Origin of the sequence: Bradyrhizobium sp. RDI18, from assembly GCF_043203335.1 — a bacterium.
In the GTDB taxonomy this organism is placed as follows: Bacteria; Pseudomonadota; Alphaproteobacteria; order Rhizobiales; family Xanthobacteraceae; genus Bradyrhizobium; species Bradyrhizobium retamae.
Genome location: NZ_JBICRN010000008.1, coordinates 6,534,800 through 6,554,568, shown reverse-complemented (window position 1 = coordinate 6,554,568; position 19,769 = coordinate 6,534,800). Strand labels below are relative to the sequence as shown.

General features: G+C 61.1%; 17 protein-coding genes and 1 pseudogene. 4 read left to right on the top strand and 14 right to left on the bottom strand.

From position 1 onward, the window contains the following. The first annotated feature begins 178 nt into the window (after positions 1-178). Positions 179-1,159, top strand: a complete 981-nt coding sequence (locus ACFXS9_RS40665) for an alpha/beta fold hydrolase (protein WP_392699051.1) — start codon at positions 179-181, stop codon at positions 1,157-1,159. An 888-nt stretch (positions 1,160-2,047) separates the two neighbouring features. Here the strand turns inward: ACFXS9_RS40665 and ACFXS9_RS40660 are convergent. The 5 genes from ACFXS9_RS40660 to ACFXS9_RS40640 form a co-directional block, all read right to left on the bottom strand. After that, positions 2,048-2,488, bottom strand: coding sequence for a DUF6647 family protein (locus tag ACFXS9_RS40660; protein WP_392699050.1), 441 nt, complete (start codon positions 2,486-2,488; stop codon positions 2,048-2,050). A 109-nt stretch (positions 2,489-2,597) separates the two neighbouring features. Next, the gene (locus ACFXS9_RS40655; protein ID WP_392699048.1) at positions 2,598-3,002 is read right to left on the bottom strand and encodes a hypothetical protein; all 405 of its coding nucleotides are present in this window, start codon (positions 3,000-3,002) and stop codon (positions 2,598-2,600) included. A 2-nt stretch (positions 3,003-3,004) separates the two neighbouring features. Further along, entirely contained in the window at positions 3,005-3,331 is a 327-nt protein-coding gene (locus ACFXS9_RS40650; protein WP_392699047.1) for a hypothetical protein, read from the bottom strand. Positions 3,332-3,469: 138 nt separating this feature from the next. Continuing rightward, a complete protein-coding gene (locus tag ACFXS9_RS40645; protein ID WP_392699045.1) occupies positions 3,470-3,691 on the bottom strand; it encodes a hypothetical protein in 222 nt (73 codons plus the stop codon). 222 nt (positions 3,692-3,913) lie between these two features. Next, entirely contained in the window at positions 3,914-5,059 is a 1,146-nt protein-coding gene (locus tag ACFXS9_RS40640) for a helix-turn-helix transcriptional regulator (protein WP_392699043.1), read from the bottom strand. Positions 5,060-5,376: 317 nt separating this feature from the next. Here ACFXS9_RS40640 and ACFXS9_RS40635 point away from each other — a divergent pair, with 317 nt between their 5' ends. Continuing rightward, the gene (locus tag ACFXS9_RS40635) at positions 5,377-7,821 is read left to right on the top strand and encodes a BTAD domain-containing putative transcriptional regulator (protein ID WP_392699042.1); all 2,445 of its coding nucleotides are present in this window, start codon (positions 5,377-5,379) and stop codon (positions 7,819-7,821) included. Positions 7,822-7,937: 116 nt separating this feature from the next. Beyond that, positions 7,938-9,335, top strand: coding sequence for a hypothetical protein (locus ACFXS9_RS40630; RefSeq protein WP_392699041.1), 1,398 nt, complete (start codon positions 7,938-7,940; stop codon positions 9,333-9,335). 543 nt (positions 9,336-9,878) lie between these two features. Here ACFXS9_RS40630 and ACFXS9_RS40625 read toward each other — a convergent pair. The 4 genes from ACFXS9_RS40625 to ACFXS9_RS40610 are packed head-to-tail and all read right to left on the bottom strand — an operon-like array spanning position 9,879 to position 13,001. Continuing rightward, the gene (locus ACFXS9_RS40625; protein WP_392700282.1) at positions 9,879-10,865 is read right to left on the bottom strand and encodes an ABC transporter substrate-binding protein; all 987 of its coding nucleotides are present in this window, start codon (positions 10,863-10,865) and stop codon (positions 9,879-9,881) included. A 17-nt stretch (positions 10,866-10,882) separates the two neighbouring features. Next, the gene (locus tag ACFXS9_RS40620) at positions 10,883-11,632 is read right to left on the bottom strand and encodes an adenylate/guanylate cyclase domain-containing protein (protein ID WP_392699039.1); all 750 of its coding nucleotides are present in this window, start codon (positions 11,630-11,632) and stop codon (positions 10,883-10,885) included. Positions 11,633-11,634: 2 nt separating this feature from the next. Further along, complete coding sequence (locus ACFXS9_RS40615) at positions 11,635-12,144, bottom strand: hypothetical protein (RefSeq protein WP_392699038.1); 510 nt, start codon at positions 12,142-12,144, stop codon at positions 11,635-11,637. Further along, entirely contained in the window at positions 12,141-13,001 is an 861-nt protein-coding gene (locus ACFXS9_RS40610) for a cache domain-containing protein (protein ID WP_392699036.1), read from the bottom strand. Before ACFXS9_RS40610 ends, ACFXS9_RS40615 begins: the two co-directional genes overlap by 4 nt. A gap of 300 nt (positions 13,002-13,301) precedes the next feature. On the opposite strand from ACFXS9_RS40610, the gene ACFXS9_RS40605 reads away from it, so the two are divergent. Beyond that, positions 13,302-14,312: a transporter gene (locus ACFXS9_RS40605; RefSeq protein WP_392699035.1), complete on the top strand. Its 1,011-nt coding sequence runs from the start codon at positions 13,302-13,304 to the stop codon at positions 14,310-14,312. A gap of 1 nt (position 14,313) precedes the next feature. Here ACFXS9_RS40605 and ACFXS9_RS40600 read toward each other — a convergent pair whose 3' ends face one another. From ACFXS9_RS40600 to ACFXS9_RS40580, 5 genes and pseudogenes are all read right to left on the bottom strand, one after another. Then, positions 14,314-15,255, bottom strand: coding sequence for an HlyD family secretion protein (locus ACFXS9_RS40600; RefSeq protein ID WP_392699034.1), 942 nt, complete (start codon positions 15,253-15,255; stop codon positions 14,314-14,316). Continuing rightward, complete coding sequence (locus ACFXS9_RS40595) at positions 15,252-15,494, bottom strand: DUF3302 domain-containing protein (RefSeq protein ID WP_392699033.1); 243 nt, start codon at positions 15,492-15,494, stop codon at positions 15,252-15,254. The genes ACFXS9_RS40600 and ACFXS9_RS40595 overlap by 4 nt, the downstream gene beginning before the upstream one ends. Before the next feature lie 121 nt (positions 15,495-15,615). Further along, a complete protein-coding gene (locus ACFXS9_RS40590) occupies positions 15,616-17,016 on the bottom strand; it encodes a DUF1254 domain-containing protein (RefSeq protein ID WP_392699031.1) in 1,401 nt (466 codons plus the stop codon). Between the two features lie 43 nt (positions 17,017-17,059). Next, a complete protein-coding gene (locus ACFXS9_RS40585) occupies positions 17,060-18,439 on the bottom strand; it encodes a DUF1254 domain-containing protein (protein WP_392699030.1) in 1,380 nt (459 codons plus the stop codon). A gap of 56 nt (positions 18,440-18,495) precedes the next feature. Next, positions 18,496-19,742 (bottom strand): annotated as a pseudogene (locus ACFXS9_RS40580) (DUF1214 domain-containing protein). Positions 19,743-19,769: the final 27 nt, after the last annotated feature.

Below are 19,769 nucleotides of genomic sequence, written 5' to 3'. Positions count from 1 at the left end.
TTTTCACACAGCCAGGGTCAAAAGCGCCTTTTGACCACCGGCCGGTCGCTTCCGGTTTACCTCGGTCAGCGGACATTCGCAGGGTGCGTCGGCATGCCTCAAAGGTGCCAACAACGGACGTCCGGCACGGTTCGACGCGACGCCGCGGCCATAATACAGACGAGATTCGGGGTGACGGTTGCGCACCCCCGACGAAAAAGAATCAAGACGAACAGCCGGGGAAAGAAGCCAGCAAAATTGGGAGGAAGTCATGGTCCGCTTATCGGTCCTTGCCTCTTTGCTGCTGAGCCTTGTAATCCCGTCCAGCGCAACGTCTGCCCCATTGGCCAAGGAGGTCGAGATCAATGGTGTTCGGCTGCCATATGTAGAGCAAGGTTCTGGGGAACCCGTGGTCTTCGTTCATGGGGTACCCTCCGACCTTCGCTCTTGGGAGTCGGTCAGGGAGGGCATCGCCAAGAAGTATCACTTCATCGCCTACACGCAGCGATATTTCGGCACGGGGCCGTGGCCCGACGATGGGAAAAACTTGAGCGTCGCAACCCTGGCGGGCGATCTTGCCAAGTTCATCGGGACGCTCAATGCGGGACCTGTTCATCTCGTCGGCTGGTCCTACGGCGGCCAAGTTGCCACGACCGCAGCAGTGAAGAATCCCTCATTGGTCCGCAGCCTCATTCTGTATGAGGCGAGTGTCGCTTCGATGCTGCCGACAGACAGCACGGAAGGGAAAGCGGCGCGCGAGGACCGCGCCAAAATGCTCGCCCCGGTTATCGCAGCGGCGAAGGCAGGTGACGCTGTTCAGGCTGCCAAGCTGCTACAGGAGGCTGCGTTCCAACTCCCGCCCGGCGAGTTCGACCGCTTCCCGCAGGACCGGCAGACTCGCGTGCTGGACAATGCGAGGACCCTGCCGCTGGTGTTTGCAGCTCCGCCACCGCCGGTTATCACCTGTGACATGCTGAAAAGTTTCGCCCGGCCGACGCTGGTCATGCGCGGGGAGAAGACGCAAGCCTTCAATACGCTGATCGCTGAGTCGATAGGCAAGTGCGTGCCGGGTGCCCAGTTGGTCGTTCTTCCGAATGTCAACCATGACGGGCCGGTTCGTGATCCGGCAGCCTTCAACGCTGCCGTTCTTGACTTCCTATCAAAGCATCCAGGACTCTGATCTCGTACACCGATGCGGCGAAGCGCATGAAGTCAATATTGACAGGTCATGCGCTGCGTCCATCCTTTCCTCTTGCCGTTGCCGAGCGTTGAACGCTTGTAGGGTGTGTCGGCGTATGTCGACGATGTGATCGACCGCACTCCTCGACGATGCATCGAAGCGAAGGTCGGCTTCGGACATTCGCTACCGGGGCGCGGCAATAGCAAGTCCAGCCATGTCCGCTATGCCGCCGAAGACGGAAGTAGATTCAGAGCATTGGCTGTAACGCATAGGCATGGCGGGTTGATCTCATATGACGGAATCAGCCGTTCTCCTTTGTTCTTCGGGTCCTGTCGGGGTCCCGGTTGGGTCCCGCATGAACGTGAACGAACGCAGAAGATCGCAAATTGTCGACGTAAAAAACCCCGAGAAAACAAGGGCGTTCTGCTGATCCAGACCGCTCATAACGGTCTGGTTGCAGGTTCGAGTCCTGCCGGACCCACCACGCTTCGCCCTTCGGGCTACGCGTGGCGCAGCCACGCCAAGACCGCAGGGCGAAGCGTGTCTGGCGTAGCTTGAGTGAAACGAAAGCGAAGACGGACTGGCGGCCGCGAGCTACGGCTCGGCAAGCTAAAATATCGAAAACAACCCCATACAAAGTAGCATGGTGGCCGCCGGCATGGATGCTTTGAGCGAACTCCGCGAAAACATTTTGACACGTCGGGCAAATCAGGGGCACTACCAGATCATTGCGCCATTTGTAAAACGCCCCTAACTCTGCCCGACAAAGGGCTGTTCGGAGCGATTGCAGGCAAAATCCGGACAATCGAAGTTGCACCGGCTCGCGCGCGGTCGATCACTCAATTCACCCTGCCGAAATCGTTGAGAACCAGCTCTTGTCATAAGTGACTATGATCCGTCACCACAAGTGCTCACCAAGTAGATGGTGAGCTCGTTTGTCTTGATCAGATCATAAGGATCGTCCACCCCTTGTTCGCGCAGCCATTTGATCTGTAGGTCGTAGGCCTGACGCTCAAGCGCGGCGAGACAAGGCAACTCTATCTTGTTGAACCGCTGCACATGATGCACCAATTCATGCAGCAGGGCGCTCTTCTGCCGCAGATCATTGGGTCGCCACTCCTGCGGCAGGTAAATTGAGCCCTCGTTGCGATTGTAGAGCGCCTGCAACTCCAGCCCGCTATTTTCCGGCGAGCCAACTCGCATTGCCATTTCCGCCGGTGTCACGAAGTGGATCGGCGGATGATCGGGAGCCGACAAACCGGTCTGGGCAACGATCCATGCGATGTAGATTGCGATCAGGCTATCCAAGGAAACGACCTCCTGCAGCAAGACCGCAGTCCCCGCGCGATGCAATGCCGCGGATGAATCAGGACCATCGGTCAGTTCGAATGATGAAGCGCAACGGCTTGCACCATCGCGCAAGCTGCGTTGTGCTTCGCTAGTCGTACAACGAGGATATTGCCTGAGAGGCCGTGGTCTCATTCACGGAAGCGCGCAGCCAGATCGTCCCGGCGACGATGTGAATGATTAAAAATGCCGCGGCCACGGCCACGAGCCAGCTCATATCATTTCGGGCAGAAGGCTGAGCAAGCAACCTCGGTTGAGCCGGCCTGCTGGTGACGAGCATTTCCCGAGTTTCGGAATCCTGGCTAGATTGGCGCGGAGCGGATTGCTCGGAAGGCGCGATCAAGTGTTCGTATTGACGCAGGATTCGACCCGCCTGAAGGCGCCGTGAGCTGTGCAGCGCCGACGTGATAAAAGCGAAGAAGCTTCGCCTTTCCTTTTCGACGTGAAACGGAGCGAGAGGCGGCAGTACGGCCGAAGGGTGCGAAGTGTTTTTCATTATTAGGACACCACGGTAGATTGATGATTTAATGCGTTGTCAGCACAATATCTGGAACCAACGGCCTCGACGGCTGACCGCGCGATGGCGGCAGTTGCAGGGGCATAATCCAGGATTGGCAGGCGCTTCAGCGTGATCGGTTGCCAGAAAAAGCGGCACGCTTCAGCATGCGCTTCAAGCACGTCGATTCCGACATCGCGTAGAAAATCAGATCTGTCCCTGATATCCTCGCGCAGCTTTGACCGGAAGCAGGCGCGCTCCCACCATGTCAAAGGCAGCCGCGCAATGGCATGGTCGGCGTGACCAAGTTTATTTCTGTAACTTTGCAAGAAAAGCTCCTGAGGCAGTTTTTGTCCGCGATGATTTTTTTTGAAAAGAAGGCGCTTAAATATTCACCGCTCAATATCGATTTGCCGCTCGGGGTGTGAGTATTAAGAAGAAAGGCAACACCCGCGTCTCGAAGGGCGCTAGATCGTGCGATCAATCACCACTGGAAATACGAACGTCATGTCGTAAAAATTCTCCACCGGAAGATCTTTGATCTCTCGATGTATCTCGGGGACGTCGATGCTCGCGCTTTTGGTGGAGCGTACGTCCGCCGCAGCCGTCGGCGCGGAAAAGAAGGTGAGCTTCACCCCGACCCCGACCAGGATAAGTGTGACGATCGCGACAACGGGATGTGCGCGCAAGACGGTTCCTTCGGTTGCACGTGCCTAGGATTGGCGATGCTTGATGTTATGCAATCGACCGCCGCCGCCGCATCATCGGAACCAATGAGGCTGTTGTGTGCTGCCTTCCGATCGTACTGCCCGGGCCCATCGGCCCCAGCCCGGATCGCAATTGCGCCGGTCCCGTCGCCCATAGGACGCGGTGCCGATCAAGAGACAGGCCTTCAGGAATTAGTGAGCCGGCTACTGTGGGGCCCGAACCTGAGGCGTCGAGTTCTGCAACAGGCGCAGAAGATCGGCCTGCCGGGTCGTGTCGGTCTTGGAGAAGATGTGCTGCAGGTGGGTGCGCGCGGTCGGCTCGCTGATGCCGAGCATGTCGGCAGCCTCCTTGGCGCCCAACCCCTGAGTAAGCGCCAGCAGCACGCGGAGTTCGCCGCCGGTCAGCCTGTAAAGCCTGGCAAAAGCCTCACCCGGCATCAGCGGCGCCTCAGCAGGATCCTTTGTGAACACAGCTACCGATGCTGCAAACGGCGCGATAATGCCGCTGCGCTGACCGCGATCGACCGGAAGGAGGGTTGCGACATAGCCGGCGCCATCGATATCAGGGATCGCAAGGGAATGCTCGCTTGTATCCAAGTCGATATCGTCGCGCGACGCCTTGTCAATGGCCTTCGACAGCGCAGCGCGCGTGGCGGGATCGGTGGGAGAAATCCGGTTGTTCACGATGCGAATGGAGTTGCCGGTTTTGACCTGCCTCTCGGCAGCGGCATTCATATAGACGACGCGGCCATCGCGTGACGTGAGGAAAACACCTGTGACAAGTGCATCAAGCGTATTTTCCAACATCTCCGACCTCAGCGCCCTGATATCGAGCGCATCCGAGATGGCGAGGGCACGGCAGACGTGCGGGGAAAGAAGCTTGAGCAGGCCGATCTCGAGTTGTTGGTAATGCGGCGCCTTCTCGCTCCGTGAGGCATGCATGGAGGCCATGCGACCGCCAGTCCGCAACGCCGGGAACCAGATGATGTCCAGTAGTCCGAACGGCTCTAGCACTTCTCGAGCAAAACGGCTTCCCAGCAATTCGAGGCGCATCATAGAGAGAGCACTAACGTCACCGATCTTCGAGACGATATCCGCTGCTGCCATTGGACTTTGTGCATAGTGGCTTCCCAGCTTTTCAAGGAATTCCGGCTGGTATCCGAACACGAATAACTGATCATTTTGCACGTGCCGCACATCGTGAACGCATATTCCGCCCGCTGTGCTTTCACACAGATCGGCAATTTCCCGGCAAGTGTCTGGCCACTGATGTGGATCGAGCGCGCAGTCGTAGATCGCGCCGATTGTGTCGGATAGCTGCTGGGCGGAGACACCGTCCAAACCGATCACGTAGAGCCCTCCCTGGCAGCGCTACTAGATAGTGCGCCGAGGGATGCAATGATCCCGACGGAGCGCATGGTGGTCCTCCGATTCTTGCGGCCGGGATGCCCGGTACCTCGCCAATTGAGCCCTGCCGCCGTCGTCGCCGGTGTCAGTTCGGCGTGACAGCGGCGTTAATCTTGCTCGGAGGGCCAAGAAAAGCGTAGAAATTGCGTCCTAGGAGGCGCTTCATCGTGCAAATTCCGCGTGCGCCAATGGACGGCGGGCTTTTTCCAAGATTTGGTCTTTCGCTGCTGGGAGGCTTTGAGCTGACCGGACCGGATGGCGTGGTCGACCTGCCGAGCAAGAAGCTTGCAGGCTTGTTGGCCTATCTGGCCTGCAACGCGCCCCGGCCGCAGTCGCGTGAGAAGCTGTCGGGCCTGTTGTGGGGCTCCCGCTTCGACGCGCAGGCCAGGCAGAACCTGCGCCAGGCTTTGTTCCGGCTGCGCAAAGTGCTCGGCGAGGACGCTCTGGAGAGCGATGGTGAGGTCGTATCGCTCAATGCGGCGGCCGTCCGATGCGACGTCAGCCAGTTCGAGGCCCTGGTCCGTGACGGTAGCCGGGATGCGTTGAGCGCGGCAGCCGATCTCTACCGGGGTCGGCTGGTCGACGACGTTAGCGTAGGCGAGGAGGGCTGGAACGAATGGCTGACTGGTGAACGCGAGAGATTGCTGGATCTTGCCCTTGGCGCCATGATGGGGCTCGGCGAACAAGATCTGACCGCCGGCCGTGCCGAACAGGCGCTGAAGGCCGGCCAGCGCGCCGTCGCGCTCAACAACATGCGCGAGGATGCCCACCGGTTGATGGTACGGGCGCTGGCCGCTACGGGACGCAAGGCCGAGGCTCTCAAGCACTACCAGGACCTCGTTGCGCTGCTCAGGCGCGAACTGAACACGGAGCCCGATGCAGCGACCAGATCGCTCGCCGCCGAGCTTCGCGCTACGGAGTCGCCGGGCAGGTCGTCCGCTGAAAGGGAGGTCGCCAAGCCCACGCTGCCGCAACCCGACCGGTCATCGATTGTGGCGTTGCCCTTTGGCAATATGAGGAGAGACCACGAGAACGCCGGCAATCCCGCAGCGGACGGCGATGAAGCATCGTCTGCGGTGGCAGTCGGCTCCGGAAGCCCCGAGCGGCGACAGCTGACGATCATGGTTTGCAATATGGTCGGGTCGATGCCGCTTTCGGCGCGCCTCGACCCTGAAGACATGCACGATCTCATCGCCGCCTTCCACAAGTCGATCGCCGATGTTGTTTCACGCTTCGGTGGATTTGTCGCCCAGTACCTGGGCGATGGCGTGCTCGTCTATTTTGGCTACCCCGCTGCTGGCGAGCATGACGCCGAGCAAGCCATGCGTGCGGGCCTCGCCATCCTTGACACGATCGGCACGTTGAAAGCGTCTCCATGCGTGACGGTTCAGGTGAGCGTTGGCATCGCCACCGGGCTCGTTGTCATCGGCGAGCGGTCAGGGACCGGCGACACACAGCAGTGCGCTGCGATCGGCGAGGCGCCAAACTTGGCAGCGCAGCTGCAGGCCGCGGCAGCGCCCGGCGAGGTCGTGATCGCCGCCAGCACGCATCGGCTGGCGGGGCGGATGTTCGACTGCCGCGCGCTTGCTGCCATCGACGTGAAGGGGCTGCCGCAACCGGTGGAGGCGTGGCAGGTGCGCGGCGAGACGGCCGGCGTTAGCCGCTTCGAGGTGCGGCGCGCGGGCGCGCTGACCCCGCTCGTTGGCCGGCAGGAAGAGATTGAGCTGCTGCTGCGCCGTTGGGATCAAGCCAAGCTCGGCGAGGGTCGGGTCGTGCTGCTCACGGGCGAGCCCGGCATCGGCAAGTCGCGTATCGCTGAAAGCCTGCTGGCCGCGCGCGAGGGCGAGCCGCATGCTCGCATTCGATATTTCTGCTCGCCCTACCATGTGCAGAGCCCGCTCTACCCGTTCATCGCACAGCTCGAGCGGGCCGCGGGCTTCGAACCGGGGAGCAGCGCCAGTGTGAAACTCGACAAATTGGAGGCCTTGCTCAAGCCGACGACGAAAAATGTACTACGCGACGTGGCGCTGGTTGCCGAGCTGTTGGGGGTGCCGGCGGACTGGCGCTACCCGGCGTTGGCGATCAGCCCGCAGCAGAAGCGGGAGCTAACTCTCACCGCGCTTCTCGATCAGCTCGACGGCGCAGCGGCGCAGAGCGCCGTCCTCATCGTGGTCGAGGACGCCCACTGGATTGATCCGACATCCCAGGATTTGCTCGATCGAATGGTTGCCCGCGCCGCCAACCTGCCGGTGCTGCTGGTCGTCACGGTCCGGCCGGAGCTCCAGCCAACGTGGGTCGGCCAGTCGCATGTGACGATGCTGCCCTTGAGCCGCCTCGGCCGTCGCGACAGCGCCGGCATTGTTGGCGGTGTCACCAAGGGCAAGGCGCTGCCGGACGCGGTCGTCGATCAGGTCCTTGCGCACACGGATGGCGTGCCGCTGTTCATCGAGGAGCTGACCAGCGCGCTGCTCGAGAGCGGGCTGTTGCGGGAGACAACGGACCGCTACCTGCTCGACGGACCGCTGCCAGAGCTCGCCATACCGACGACGCTGCAGGCCTCGCTGGTTGCCCGCCTCGACCGGCTTGGCTCGGGCAAGGATGTGGCGCTGATCGGCTCTGCGATCGGACGGGAGTTCTCCCACGAGCTGATTGGCGCGGTGGCATCTTTGACCCGGGGGACCTCGACGCGGCACTTGAGCTGCTGACGGCCTCCGGCCTCATCTCCAGCCGCGGAACGCCGCCGGACGCGAGCTACTCATTCAAGCACGCACTGATACAGGACGCCGCCTACGCCACGATGCTCAAGAGCCGGCGCAGGCAGTTGCATGCAAGCATCGCCAAAGTGCTGGCCGAGCGGTTTCCGGCGTTGGTCGAAAGCCAACCTGAGGTTGTCGCCCATCATTTCACCAAGGCCGGGCTTGCGAGCGAGGCGACCACCTATTGGCTCGATGCGGGTCAGCGCGCCGCCAAGCGCTCGGCAGATCAGGAAGCAATCATTCATCTTGAGCGGGGATTAGCGCTCCTCAATACGCTGCCGGAGTCCGCTGACCGGGATCGCCGTGAGCTCGATTTTCAGATCGCCTTAGGCACACCGTTGCTGGCGGTGCGTGGATACACAAGTTCGGAAGTCGGAACTGCGTGCGAGCGCGCAACGATTCTATCCGAGAAGCTGGACGACGTGGGACGCCTGTTTGCGTCGCTCTATGCCCAGTTCTCTTACTGCAACGCGACCGGCAACACCTACAAGGCGTTGGAATTCGCGGAACGCTGCCAGACGCTAGGCATCCGCCAAGGCGACCGGGTGATGCAGCTGATGGCGCATCGTGGAATCGGGATTGTGTTGTATCAGCTTGGAGAATTTGCATTGGCTCGGAAAGAACTCGAGCAGTCGCTTGCGCTGTACGATCCCGAGCGTGACCGATCCCTTGCGGCCCGGTACATCACTGATCCATTCGCGTCTGCATCAGCATTGTTGGCGTTAGTCGAATGGATTTCAGGCTTCCCCGACCGTGCAGCAAGAATGCAGGCACAAGCTCTCAGCTACGCAGCCGCACTCAATCACGTCAACACAAGTGGTTTCGCTCATTTTTTAGCGGGAGCCGCGCTCGAGCAGCTTTTCGGGAATACGGCCGCAGTGCTAACTCATACGCAAACCTTGAGTGCTCTTGCAACGGAGCACGGCGTGCTGGCATGGCGGAGCAGTGGGATCATTTTTGAGGGCTGGGCAGTCTCATGGACTAGCGGACCGGAGAGCGGCATTTCTCTGATGCAAAGGGGCATTGCTGATGTCGACGGCAAGAACCTGACATTTTTTGTTCCGCTTTTCACGAGCCTGTTGGCCCAAGTTCGTGGTCGCATTGGCGATTTCCGGTCAGCCGTGGCTCTGTGCATCGATGCGCGAGAAAGAGCGCAGCGCTCTGAACAATACAATTGGGAGGCGGAGCTGCACCGGAATGAAGGCGAGGTGCGGCGCGCCGCGGGACATTCATTGACCGATGTGGAAGAATGTTTTGGTAAGGCGCTCGACGTGAGCCGCGCGCAGGGCGCCAGGATGTTTGAACTCCGCGCCGCCACGAGCCTCGCGCGGCTATGGCACGACCAGGGGAGGCATGTTGAAGCCCGTGATCTACTTGCGCCTGTCTATGGCTGGTTCACCGAGGGCTTCGACACAGTCGACCTGGAAGATGCCAAAGCGCTCCTTGCTCAATTGAGAGCATAGGTCTGACTGGATGGCCCATTGCTGAAAGGCCACTTGTGTGAGGTGCTTCGGACGCTGGCCGCTTTAAGAACGACTTGATTTCGTTTTGAGAACGATTCGATTTCCTATCTCGCTGAATCGATTGGCGAATTTCTCCCCGATTTTTACGTCACGCAAGGTCACGACCTCCTCGGCAGTTGTCGGACGAACTGTGATGACTCTATCGAAATCGGACTTTGTCGCTCTCACCTTTATGGCGATCGCGACTACTCGGCGAAATCACCCCGAGATCTTGCCTTCTTCGAAATGAACGATGCCGGTGCCCTGGCCTGGGGCGTCTTGAACCAAGCGGAGTAGGTGCCGTCTTTGAACACGGAGCCGCCCAACTTGCGCAAAAGGACCGTTGAGAATTTTTCTTAAGCGGAAAGGCAAGACCTAGATCATTACTGCACCTCAGGGCGAAGCAACTGATCCGTCCGGTAGTCTGACCGAGCCGATGGTTCGGTTACACGCGATCGTGGATCGGGGCGAATAATTCTGCATTCGGCGGGTGGAGATCAGCTACTAATTCACCGTTGCTAAGTACAAACTAGGATCGAAATAATCCGTGGCCGGCGTCGCCGTCGTCACGCCTGCTTCAGCCATGAAGAAGTCGCTGACCTGCTGGAGCCATTTGATGACTGTCCCGTCTGAATAGAGCCGCTTCCATTCCCGTGACGAAAACATCTTCTGCGCCTTGAGCGCTTCCGTGATGTCGGCGATCGACGCCCGCTGGTAGTGCCGCTGTTGCAGCGCCTCGGCCGCGGCCTTCGGATTACGCACCATGTAGTCGTTGGCTTCCGCCCAGCCTCGGATAATCCGCTGTAGTACGTCCTTATTAGCGGCATAGTATTCATGCCGCGCCACCCAGCCGCCGATCACCGCCGACTGCGGATAGAAGGCGGAGGCATCCACCAGCTTGATGGCATCAGGCAGCTTGTCGCGGACACTGAGATTAAAGGGCACCCACAAGGCGACGGCAGGCACCTCCCCGGCAATGAATGCGCCGACGGCCTGCGGCATGCTGCTGTTGATCACCTGAACATCGGTCAGGCCAAGGCCGTTGGCGCGCAGGGCACGGTCGAGGAAGATGTGGGCCGTAGTCTGCGTAGTCGTTGCTACACGCTTGCCTCGAAGGTCGGCAAACGTTCTCACCCCGCGGTCCGGCCGCACCCAGAGCTGCGCGGTCGCGACCTCGATATCGTTGATCAGAAAGGCGCGGCCAGCGCCGAGTGCCAGATAGTTCGAGATCACTCCGCCGGCGGACAGAACGTCCACCTCCCCGCGTGCCATGGCTTCGAATACTTCGGGGCCGGTGCTACGCTCGACCAGCTCGAAGTCGAGGCCCTGCTTGTCGAACGAGCCGCGGTCAAGGCCGGTGAAAATCTGCCCATCGACGGCGAGAACATGGAGGTACCCCAGCCGAACCCGCGTTCTGGACTGCGCAATCGCGGGAGCCGCAAAGGCAGCGCCAACCGCAAGCCCGCCGGCCAGCATCTGACGCCTGTCCAAGGGGCAAAGCACGCGAGTCATCGCATCGCTCCGGCCGAAACAAGGTGCGTGCCCTGCAACTCCGTCCGCAGCCGTTCGGCGTGGTACCGCGCAATGCCGTCACCGGGATACTGTGCAAGGAAATCGGTGACCCAGACCAGCGCCGCAGCCGGCTGATCCTGCCAGATGGCGGCATAGACGATTTCCCAACGTTTGCAGAAGTCGTCCTCCGCAGCGCCATCGGTCTCGCCACGCAGTTCAAAAATCCGCACGGCCTCCGCAAAGCCCTTTGGTCTGATCTCGTCGACGCTGCGGAAGGCAAAGCGTCCTTCGGCACGCTCCTTCACAGCGGCGCTGACCAGTACCCTCGTCCCGTAATTCTTGTTCAGCCCCTCCAGCCGCGCCGCGAGGTTGATGTTTGCGCCGAGCGCAGTGTAATTCATGCGGTCGGAGGAGCCGACATTGCCGACCACAGCGTCACCGGCATGCAGGCCGAAGCGGGTGCCATAGGCAGGCCATCCGGTCTTGCGGAACTCATCATTCAATTCGTTGTTGCGCTTCACGCAAGCAAGCACGGCCTCGCAGGCATGGACGACGTGATCGGGATCGTCGTCGGGCGCGTTCCAGAACGCCATCACGGCATCGCCTATGAATTTATCGATCGTGCCGTGATGTTTCATAATGGTCTCGGAGAGCGCCGCAAAATAGCGAGACGTGAAGATCATAACCTCGGAAGGATCGGCCTTCTCCGTCTTGGCGGTGAAATCGGCGACATCGGTAAATAGCACCGTCACCTCCCGCCGCGTTCCTCCGAGCTCAAGCGACGTTTCGATCTGACGAGCTGGCGTACGATCGGCCGCGGCACAAAACTGGAAAAGTTGCGGATTACCCTCCGCATCGTGAACACCGAGCGGCCGAGCTCATTGATCTCGTCGATCATCGAATGCAGACGCGGACGATCTGCCAGCCGAAAGTGCTGAATCTCGTCGGTCTGTTGCGCCAGGTCGCGCAGCGACCGCGCGAGCATGGAACCGAGCCAGATGGCGAGCGGCAGCATGCCGAGCACGAAGCCCATTGCCAGCGCAAACAGGCCGGTGCGCTCCGAGATGATCTTTGCGAAGAACTCGTCGAGCGGCGCGATCACTGCGAGCTTGATATTGGCATTGCCCGCTGTCTCGATGTCGTGGAAAGCGGCCACATAGGCGCGTCCGGCCTCGTCCGCAAAGAATTGCTGCGAAGCGCCGCCTTTTCGCCACGCCCTTACCGCTTGCAAAACACCAGGCGGCTCGATGGCACTCATCCGGGGCAGTTCGTCGCCGCGCTCGGGAATTCCTCCATCAACCGGCTCATCTCGGGATGGCCGACGATTTGCATGGAATCATTGAATAGAAAGGCAAGCCCGGAATTGCCGAGCCTCTGCTCCCCCAGCATTTCCTCGAGGCGATTGAGCAGGAGATCGGCAGCAACGACGCCGCGGCGACCTTCTTTCAGCGCGGTACGCAAGGTGTAGCCGACCTGGCCGGTGGCAAAGAACACATACGGTCCAGTTAGTAATGTCTTCTCATCTCTGAACGCTTCAACGTACCAAGGACGCTGCCGTGGGTCATAACTTGTAGGTCCCTTGATCTCTGCAACCTGGATCAGGTTCTCCGATAGGTATAAGGTGACGGGCGACGACGACGTGGCGCCGGTGCGGGAAATAATTACCACGCGAAACGCAGCATCCTCATCCACGCCGAGGCTGGCGCGGAAGGCTGGCTTGGCGCGATCGATCACGTCCATTTCCAGGAATGAGCCGTCCTCATAACCCACATAGAGATTGAAAATCTGCGGGTTGTTGCGCAGCATCGAGGCCATCAGGCCGTAGAGCCGCGAATTGTCCTCGATTTCCGCCGATTGAATTGACGGCAGGCCTGCAAGGATATCCAGACTGTCGCGCACGTTGCTGAATTTCGAATCGATCCGGCCGGCACCGAGTTGCGCCACCTTGGCGATAAAGGTACTTGCCGCCGTCTGCGTGATCAGCGAGACGCGGCTAAAACTGAGATAGACCAGCGTCAATCCGACAAGCAGCACCACGGCCACGAACAGCGTGACGATGGAAGTGCGAAACCCGATATGAAGTTTGCGCGGCTCTACCGGACGGTGGTTGGTCATCTCTCGATCTCCGGCTCCATCTTCGAGACGATGTCAGCGGAAAATCCTGTAACCTGCGACGATAGGATAGCCCCGCTATGCCGAGCGCAGAAACTGATCTGAAAGAGCAAACTGACGCATTGGCACAAACTGCATATTCGCTGTCCCAGAATGCGGCATCGAATGCCCTGCCCGGTCTGGTGGCGTGACGAATAGGTCACTACCGGAAAAAGTTTGCAACCGCGTCGGCCAAAACCACAACAGGCGGCCTTGCTTGCCACTAAAATGGGCTGATCGCTTGGTGCTTCCAGGAGAAGCCGAATGATGGATCGATTGTCGCGGCAAGCACTCGCAGCCCTGACGCTCGGCGCGATCACGATAGCCCCCGTTGCAGCGAAGGCCGACGCGGGCGGCGTGGGTTTCTGGTTGCCGGGCGGCATGGGCAGCCTTTCCGCGGTGCCCGGACAACCGGGCTGGAGCCTCACCACCCTCTATGCTCACCTCGAAGCAAACGCAGGCGGCGGCAAGGAGCTGCAGAACAACGCGTCCATCGTCACCGGCCTGCATGCGCGCGCCGACGCCGTCGCGTTCCTGCCGGCCTATACCTTCGAAACCCCCGTCCTTGGCGGCCAATTGACCATCGGTGCCGCCGGGATACCGGGCAATGTTGGTCTCAACATCGGCGCCACGCTCACGGGTCCGCTCGGCAATCAGGTTTCGGGCAACGCCCGCGACGAGCGGACCACCTTTGCCGACGTCTACTATCTCGGCATGCTGAAATGGAATCAGGGCGTCAACAATTACATGTGGTACGTGCTGGGCAATATCCCGAGCGGCACCTACGATCCGAACCGCCTGGCCAATCTCAGCCCCGGCTATACCGCTATCGACAGCGGCTTTGGCTATACCTACCTCAATCCGCACACCGGGCACGAATTCTCGGCGGTCGCTGGCTTCACCTACAATGGGATGAATGATGCCCTGCAATACCGCAACGGCATCGACTTCCATTTCGACTGGGCGGCATCGCATTTCGTCAGCAAGAGTGTTCATGTCGGCATCGCCGGCTATGTCTATCAGCAAATTACCGGAGACAGCGGCGCCGGCGCCAAACTCGGCGATTTCAAGGGCCACTCGGTCGGCATCGGCCCTCAGATCGGCTTCTTCTTTCCGGCGTTCGAAGGCTACACCGGTTACCTGAACATCCGCGGTTATTGGGACGTGGCCACCGAGAACCGGCCGACGACCCAAACCGCCCTGGTCACTTTGAGCTTTGCGCCTTCCGCGCCGGAGAAGCCGGCGACGCCGCGCGGGCCGCGGCACCTGAAGTAGCTCAGAACGGATTGACGTAGTTCAGGATCGCGATCTGGCGCAGCAGGATCCGCCGGATAAAATGGCTGAACGGGACGTGGTCGGTGTAGATCGCGGCCGTTCCGGCCGCGCCGGCCGGCAGCGTCTGCGCGAATGCCTGATCATCGAATTTGACGCGGACGACGAAAGGAACGGACTCGATCGCTTTGGGCATCACAGCCGTACCGGAGGTTTGCGCCTGGCCGGTCGCAACGGCCTGCAGGACGCTTTCGACACGGCCCGAGAAGATGCGGCCAGGCGCGTATTTGAACGTGAGCTCCACTTCCTGCCCAGGCGCGATATAGCGCGCGTTGATCTGGTCGATCTCGACGCCGAACAGGGTGGCCGACGTATCGATGAACGCCATCACCGGCGTCAAGGGAAGGTTCGCCACTCGCGCGCCCTTGCGTAGTGCAAGGTTGGTGACATAGCCGTCGCCCGGCGCCCGGACGATCGTCTTGTCGAGATTCCACTGCGCGGCCTCAAGCTGCCCCTTGAGCTGATCCACCTCGGATTGCCTCTGCTGCACGTCGAAGGCACGGCCGGCGTCGCGCTCATACAGCGTGGTCATCTGCGACAGCCGCGTTTCCGACAGCTTGAGTTGGGCTTCTATCGCGATCACTTGGGCGTGGTAAGGCGCCGGATCGATCTTGAACAGGACATCGCCGGCCTTGAGCGGCGAGTTGGCGACGACGGGCACATCAGTCACTTCGCCCGCCACGCTGGGTACGATCGAGACGGCGTTGCGATAGGCCAGCGCCGGGCCCTGCGGCGCGCCCCAACCCATGGGAATGAACAGGCCGAGGTTGAGCAGCAGCAGCACGATGAAAGGCGATGCCTTCCAGAACAGGTTGAAGCGCACGATCCCGAGCTGCACGATCGCAAACAGCAGCACGAGATAGACCGCCATGAGCGCGATCATCATGGCCGTGTCTCCGCGCGCGCCTGCGGAATATCGACATAGGCCCAGATCAGCGCGATCGGCCACAACGCAAAGCCAAACAGCAGCGTGATCCAGCCCGCCACCGTGACCGCCTGCGCCCAGGGATGGCCGCGGCCTTTCGCTATGTGCCCAGGCAGCCAGCCCATGATGCAGAACACGCCGACAATGCTGGCGGCCAGGATGATCAGGACGATCCAGGCGAAGATGTCGAGGCCGCTCATGGCATCCACTCAAAGAAGCGATTGCCGGCGTCGGGCAGTGTGATCGTCACTGGGCCGGCATCAAGAGTCACGGATTTCATCGTTTGTGCTCCTCTGACCTGCTGGGTGAGTGGCTTACCCCTCAATTCACCTTCTTCACCGCCGGCGGCGTCCAGGAGCCGTCGAGGACTTCGGCGCGCGGCGAATAGAGACGCATCAGCAGGTTGAACGGTTGACCGGCGGCGACCGGCAGCCAGTTCGACTCCTTATCCTTTCCTGGTGATTGCGCCTGCATATAGAGGTCGAGCGAGCCGTCGGCGTTCGTGACAAGCTTGTCGCGGTCGCCGAGCGCCTGCCGTTTCAGCACGTTCGGGATGAAGTAGCCGTCCTTGTCGTAGGCCGTCACCGACCAGAAGGCATCGACCGGCGGGAACTTGCCCTTGTCGAAGTGCAGCAGGTATTTGTTGCTGCCGTCGAATGGCCGGCCATCGCTGTCGATGGAGAGGGAAGGATAGACGGCGTCCTCGGGCAGGTTCTCGCCGAGACAGCACCAGGCGATCGCCGCCCGGTAGCGGTAGTCGACACCGTAAGCGCCGCTGCGGGTCGTGTAGACCCAACCCTTCCCGCCTTCGCCGCCGGCCTCCCTGCCGAGCTTCTCGACCAGCGCCTTGCCATCGGCGGTGGCGCGCACGAATGCCTGCTTGATGGTGGCGGGCTGAGCGTTGAGGTCGAAGCTCTGCCCGACCTTGAAGCCGAGCCGCTCCAGGCGGTGGATCATCGGATAGTCGAACGGGCCGGGCGGGTTGTCCTTCAAGAGCTCGGCGAAGCGGGCGAAGTAGACCGCGGCGTCCATCCTGTCGACCTGCACCGGCGGCCGCGTTTTCATGTCGAGCGCAGGATCGACCGTGCCCTTGGGCGGCACATAGTCGGCTTTGCCCCAGGCCGAGAGCGGCGTGAACTTGTACCCGGCCTGAATCTTGTGAACGGTTTCGTAGTCAGCCGGCCCGTTGGTCTGTGTGCGGCCGCCGACGCTCATGATGCGCGTGGGACTGCGGATGAGTTCCAGGCCGGGAGGAACCTCGCCCCGCCAGTTCGGCCCCACGAGCAGGAAGTTGCGGGCGGTGTTGCGGCCGATGGTCCGTGTGCCGGGGACGGCGAAGATGTCCGTCCACAGGCTCATGATCGGCAGCACGAAGTAGCGGTCGGTTGCCGGCACCGACAGCACGAACGGCTCAGGCCCAAGGTCGAGCGTGCCTGGGGAATAGAGCGTGTCGACGTTGGGCCTGACGATCACCTTCCAGTCCGCCGGCGTGAACTCCTTCGCGTGGCTGAACTGACCAAGCGGAGCCTGCGCCAACTGGCCCGTCGGTTCGGCGTAATTGGCCATCTGCCGGAACGTCAAGTCCGTCAGCAGCATCGGATAGGCGTACACATACGCGTCCCGCGCGATCTCATACGCCTCCTGCTCGGAGACGTTCTGCGCCGACGCTGGCATCGAAAGCGCAGGGAGAAGTGCAAGTACTGCGAGAGCTGTTCGTTTCATCGCTATCGTTCCTTCTTCGTCATGTCACGTGAGCGCTGCGGGATTACTGAAGCCGCCTCACCGGCGGCGGGGCCCATTCCTGGTTCAGGACCTCCCGCTTCGGCGAGTACATCCGGATGGACAGGTTGAACTCGCCCTTGGGCGACGGCAGCCAGTTCGACTCCTTGTCGGCTCCTGGCGATTCGTTTTGGACGTAGATATCGAGCGAGCCGTCGGCGTTTGATTTGAGCTTGTTGTCAGCAAAGTGGTCGCCGACCGCGAAGCGGTTGAACGGATTTGGCACCTGGAAGCCATCCTTGTCGTAGAGCGTCAGCGACCAGAAGGCGTCGGCGGGCGGCAGCCTGCCTTTGTCGAAATGCAGTATGTAGCGGTTGGCGCCAGTCAGGGGGCGGTTGTCCTCGTCCACGAACGTGGTGGGATAGACGGCATCCTCGGACAGGTTGGCGCCGAGGCCGCCGATCGTCAGTTGGGCACGCGTCCTGTAGGCTGTCCCATAGGTGCCGATACCGTCGAGCGGATAGAACCAGCCGTTGGCTTTGATCCCGAACCCCTTCATGATCATCTGCTCGACCTCCTCACGCGCAGCCTTGGCGGCCGTGTTGATGGTCGTTGGATCGAGCTTCGAGGCGTCGAACGGCTTGCCTGCCTCGATGCCGAGCCGCCGCAGGCGGAACAGGATCGGATAGTCGTTGCCATGCGGCGGATGCTTCTGGAGAAGCTCCGCCAGGCGCGTCAGCACGGTGACGCCATCCATGTTGTTCACCTGGAACAGCGGTGGCGTCTTGTTGTCGATCGAGGCATCGGTGGCCGCACTGGCCGGCGGTGTGTAGGACTTGCCCCACTGGCTGAGCGGAGTGAGCTTGTAGCCATCCTGGATCTTGTGGACGTTCGCATAGTCGGTAGCACCATCGGTCTGCGTGCGACCCAGAATCCAGATCACCGGCGTCGGTGCCGCGATCTTGTCGATGCCCGCAGGCAAGGCACTATTCCAGCCCAGAGGCACGATGGCATAGTGGCCCGCCTTGGTTCCTGTGGTGCGGGAGCCCACGACCGCGAACACATCTGTCCACATGTCGAGCATGGGCAGCAGGTAGTAGCGTCCGCCGGTATCGGGCACGGAGAGCACGATCGGCTCGTTGGACAGGTCGAGCCAGGCGAGCGAGTAGAGCGTGTCGAAATTGAAACGCACCACATCCCGGGCGTCGGCCGCCGGGTAGCTGCGCGCATGCGCGAACTGATTGACCGGCGCGCGCATGGGAATAGTCGCGGCGTTCGGCACGTTGGTCGACTGCCGCCTGGTCACGTCCATGGTGACGATGGGATAGGCATATTGGTACGCATCGCGCGCGATCTCATAGGCCTCCTGCTCGGAGACGTTTTGCGCCGACGCTGGCGCAGACACCACGCTGGCCAGCGCCAGCACGAGAATTCCACGAAGCCGTCCAAGCATGGTTGACCTCCCGGCGGCGACTTGCCGCGCTACTGAATTTTTTCCATGTCCGCGAGCGTCCAGCGCTTCTCGAAGAATGGCTTGTCCGGGTCGTACAGGCGGAAGCCTGCGAAATAGGCGCGGCCCGGCGCGGTAGAGATCCAATTCGACTCGATCCCAGCGGGAGCCTTCGGGCCAAAGAAGATGTCAACCGAGCCGTCGGCATTTCGACGCATGGCCTGATTGTATGAATCGAGGCCGACCACGGGGATTCACGGATGAACGCGTTCGTGACGCTGTCGTAGGCAATCACCGACCAGTACTGCCTGGCGGGGACGTTGGCCGGAACGTGCAGCCGGTAGGTGTGCTCTCCGCTGAGTGGCGCGGTGTTGCCGTCGCGGAATGCGACGAGGTAGACGATGCTCCCGCCCTGTCCCACCCGCTTCGGAAAGCCGAAGGCGGCAAAGTTGGACAGGCCGCGCGCATCCAGGTCGATCGCGTCTGCCGTGATGTAGCTGAAGTTCGTCCTGACGCCCCGAGTGTCAGGAAGGGCCCACTGCCGGTCCGTCCACCAACGCTCACCGAACGTCTTCATCCCCTCGACGAATACCGCCAGTTGCTCTTGGGCCGCTGCCCTCAAGATGCGCCTGGTCTCCGCGTCGGGCGTGAACTCCTTGCCCTTCACGATGCCGATGCTCATGAGCATGCCCATCGCGACCAGGTCGCGCTCCTGGACCGGCTCTTCCTGCACCATCCGGTTCAAGTTCTCAAAGAAGCTCTCGTCGAAGCTGGCGACGCCGTCGAACGTCTTGCCGTGAATGTCGATGAAGCGCTGCTCGGGCAGACTCGCGGCTCGCGCCAGCGGGTAGAGACGCAGCTTCTTGATCAGCGCTATTGCAGCGGCAACGTCAGCCTCAGTCGAACCGGCCGGAATCGATCGGAGCAGGAAATAGCCGTTATTGGTCCGAAGCGGGACAGGAATGTACCCCGGCGGCGCATTGCCGCTGAAACGCGGCGGCAGGAACAGGTATTTTGCCGCCTGCCCCTTGTTCTCGTCTTCCGGGCCGACGCCGGCAACGGTGACGTCCCAGGCGTCCATCACGGAGCCGAGCAAACCCGCGCCGACCGGCGCCGGGACGTCGAGCACCACCGGTCCATCCTTGAGGTTGAAATTGGAGTAGACGTAGTGGGTCGAGGCGTTCGGGGTCGTGACCTGGAAACGCCAGTCGGCCGGCTTCGAGAAATAGCAAATGTCGTTGTACTGTGCTCCGACATCGCGGAGGAAGGCTTGGCGCATCGCGTCGGTGTTGACGAGCGGCATGCC

Coding starts and splice junctions, on each gene's coding strand:
- ACFXS9_RS40605 (WP_392699035.1), top strand. CDS start 13,302: ATGATGGATCGATTGTCGCGGCAAGCACTCGCAGCCCTGACGCTCGGC.
- ACFXS9_RS40615 (WP_392699038.1), bottom strand. CDS start 12,144: ATGAGTGCCATCGAGCCGCCTGGTGTTTTGCAAGCGGTAAGGGCGTGG.
- ACFXS9_RS40655 (WP_392699048.1), bottom strand. CDS start 3,002: ATGAAAAACACTTCGCACCCTTCGGCCGTACTGCCGCCTCTCGCTCCG.
- ACFXS9_RS40595 (WP_392699033.1), bottom strand. CDS start 15,494: ATGAGCGGCCTCGACATCTTCGCCTGGATCGTCCTGATCATCCTGGCC.
- ACFXS9_RS40600 (WP_392699034.1), bottom strand. CDS start 15,255: ATGATGATCGCGCTCATGGCGGTCTATCTCGTGCTGCTGTTTGCGATC.
- ACFXS9_RS40610 (WP_392699036.1), bottom strand. CDS start 13,001: ATGACCAACCACCGTCCGGTAGAGCCGCGCAAACTTCATATCGGGTTT.
- ACFXS9_RS40590 (WP_392699031.1), bottom strand. CDS start 17,016: ATGAAACGAACAGCTCTCGCAGTACTTGCACTTCTCCCTGCGCTTTCG.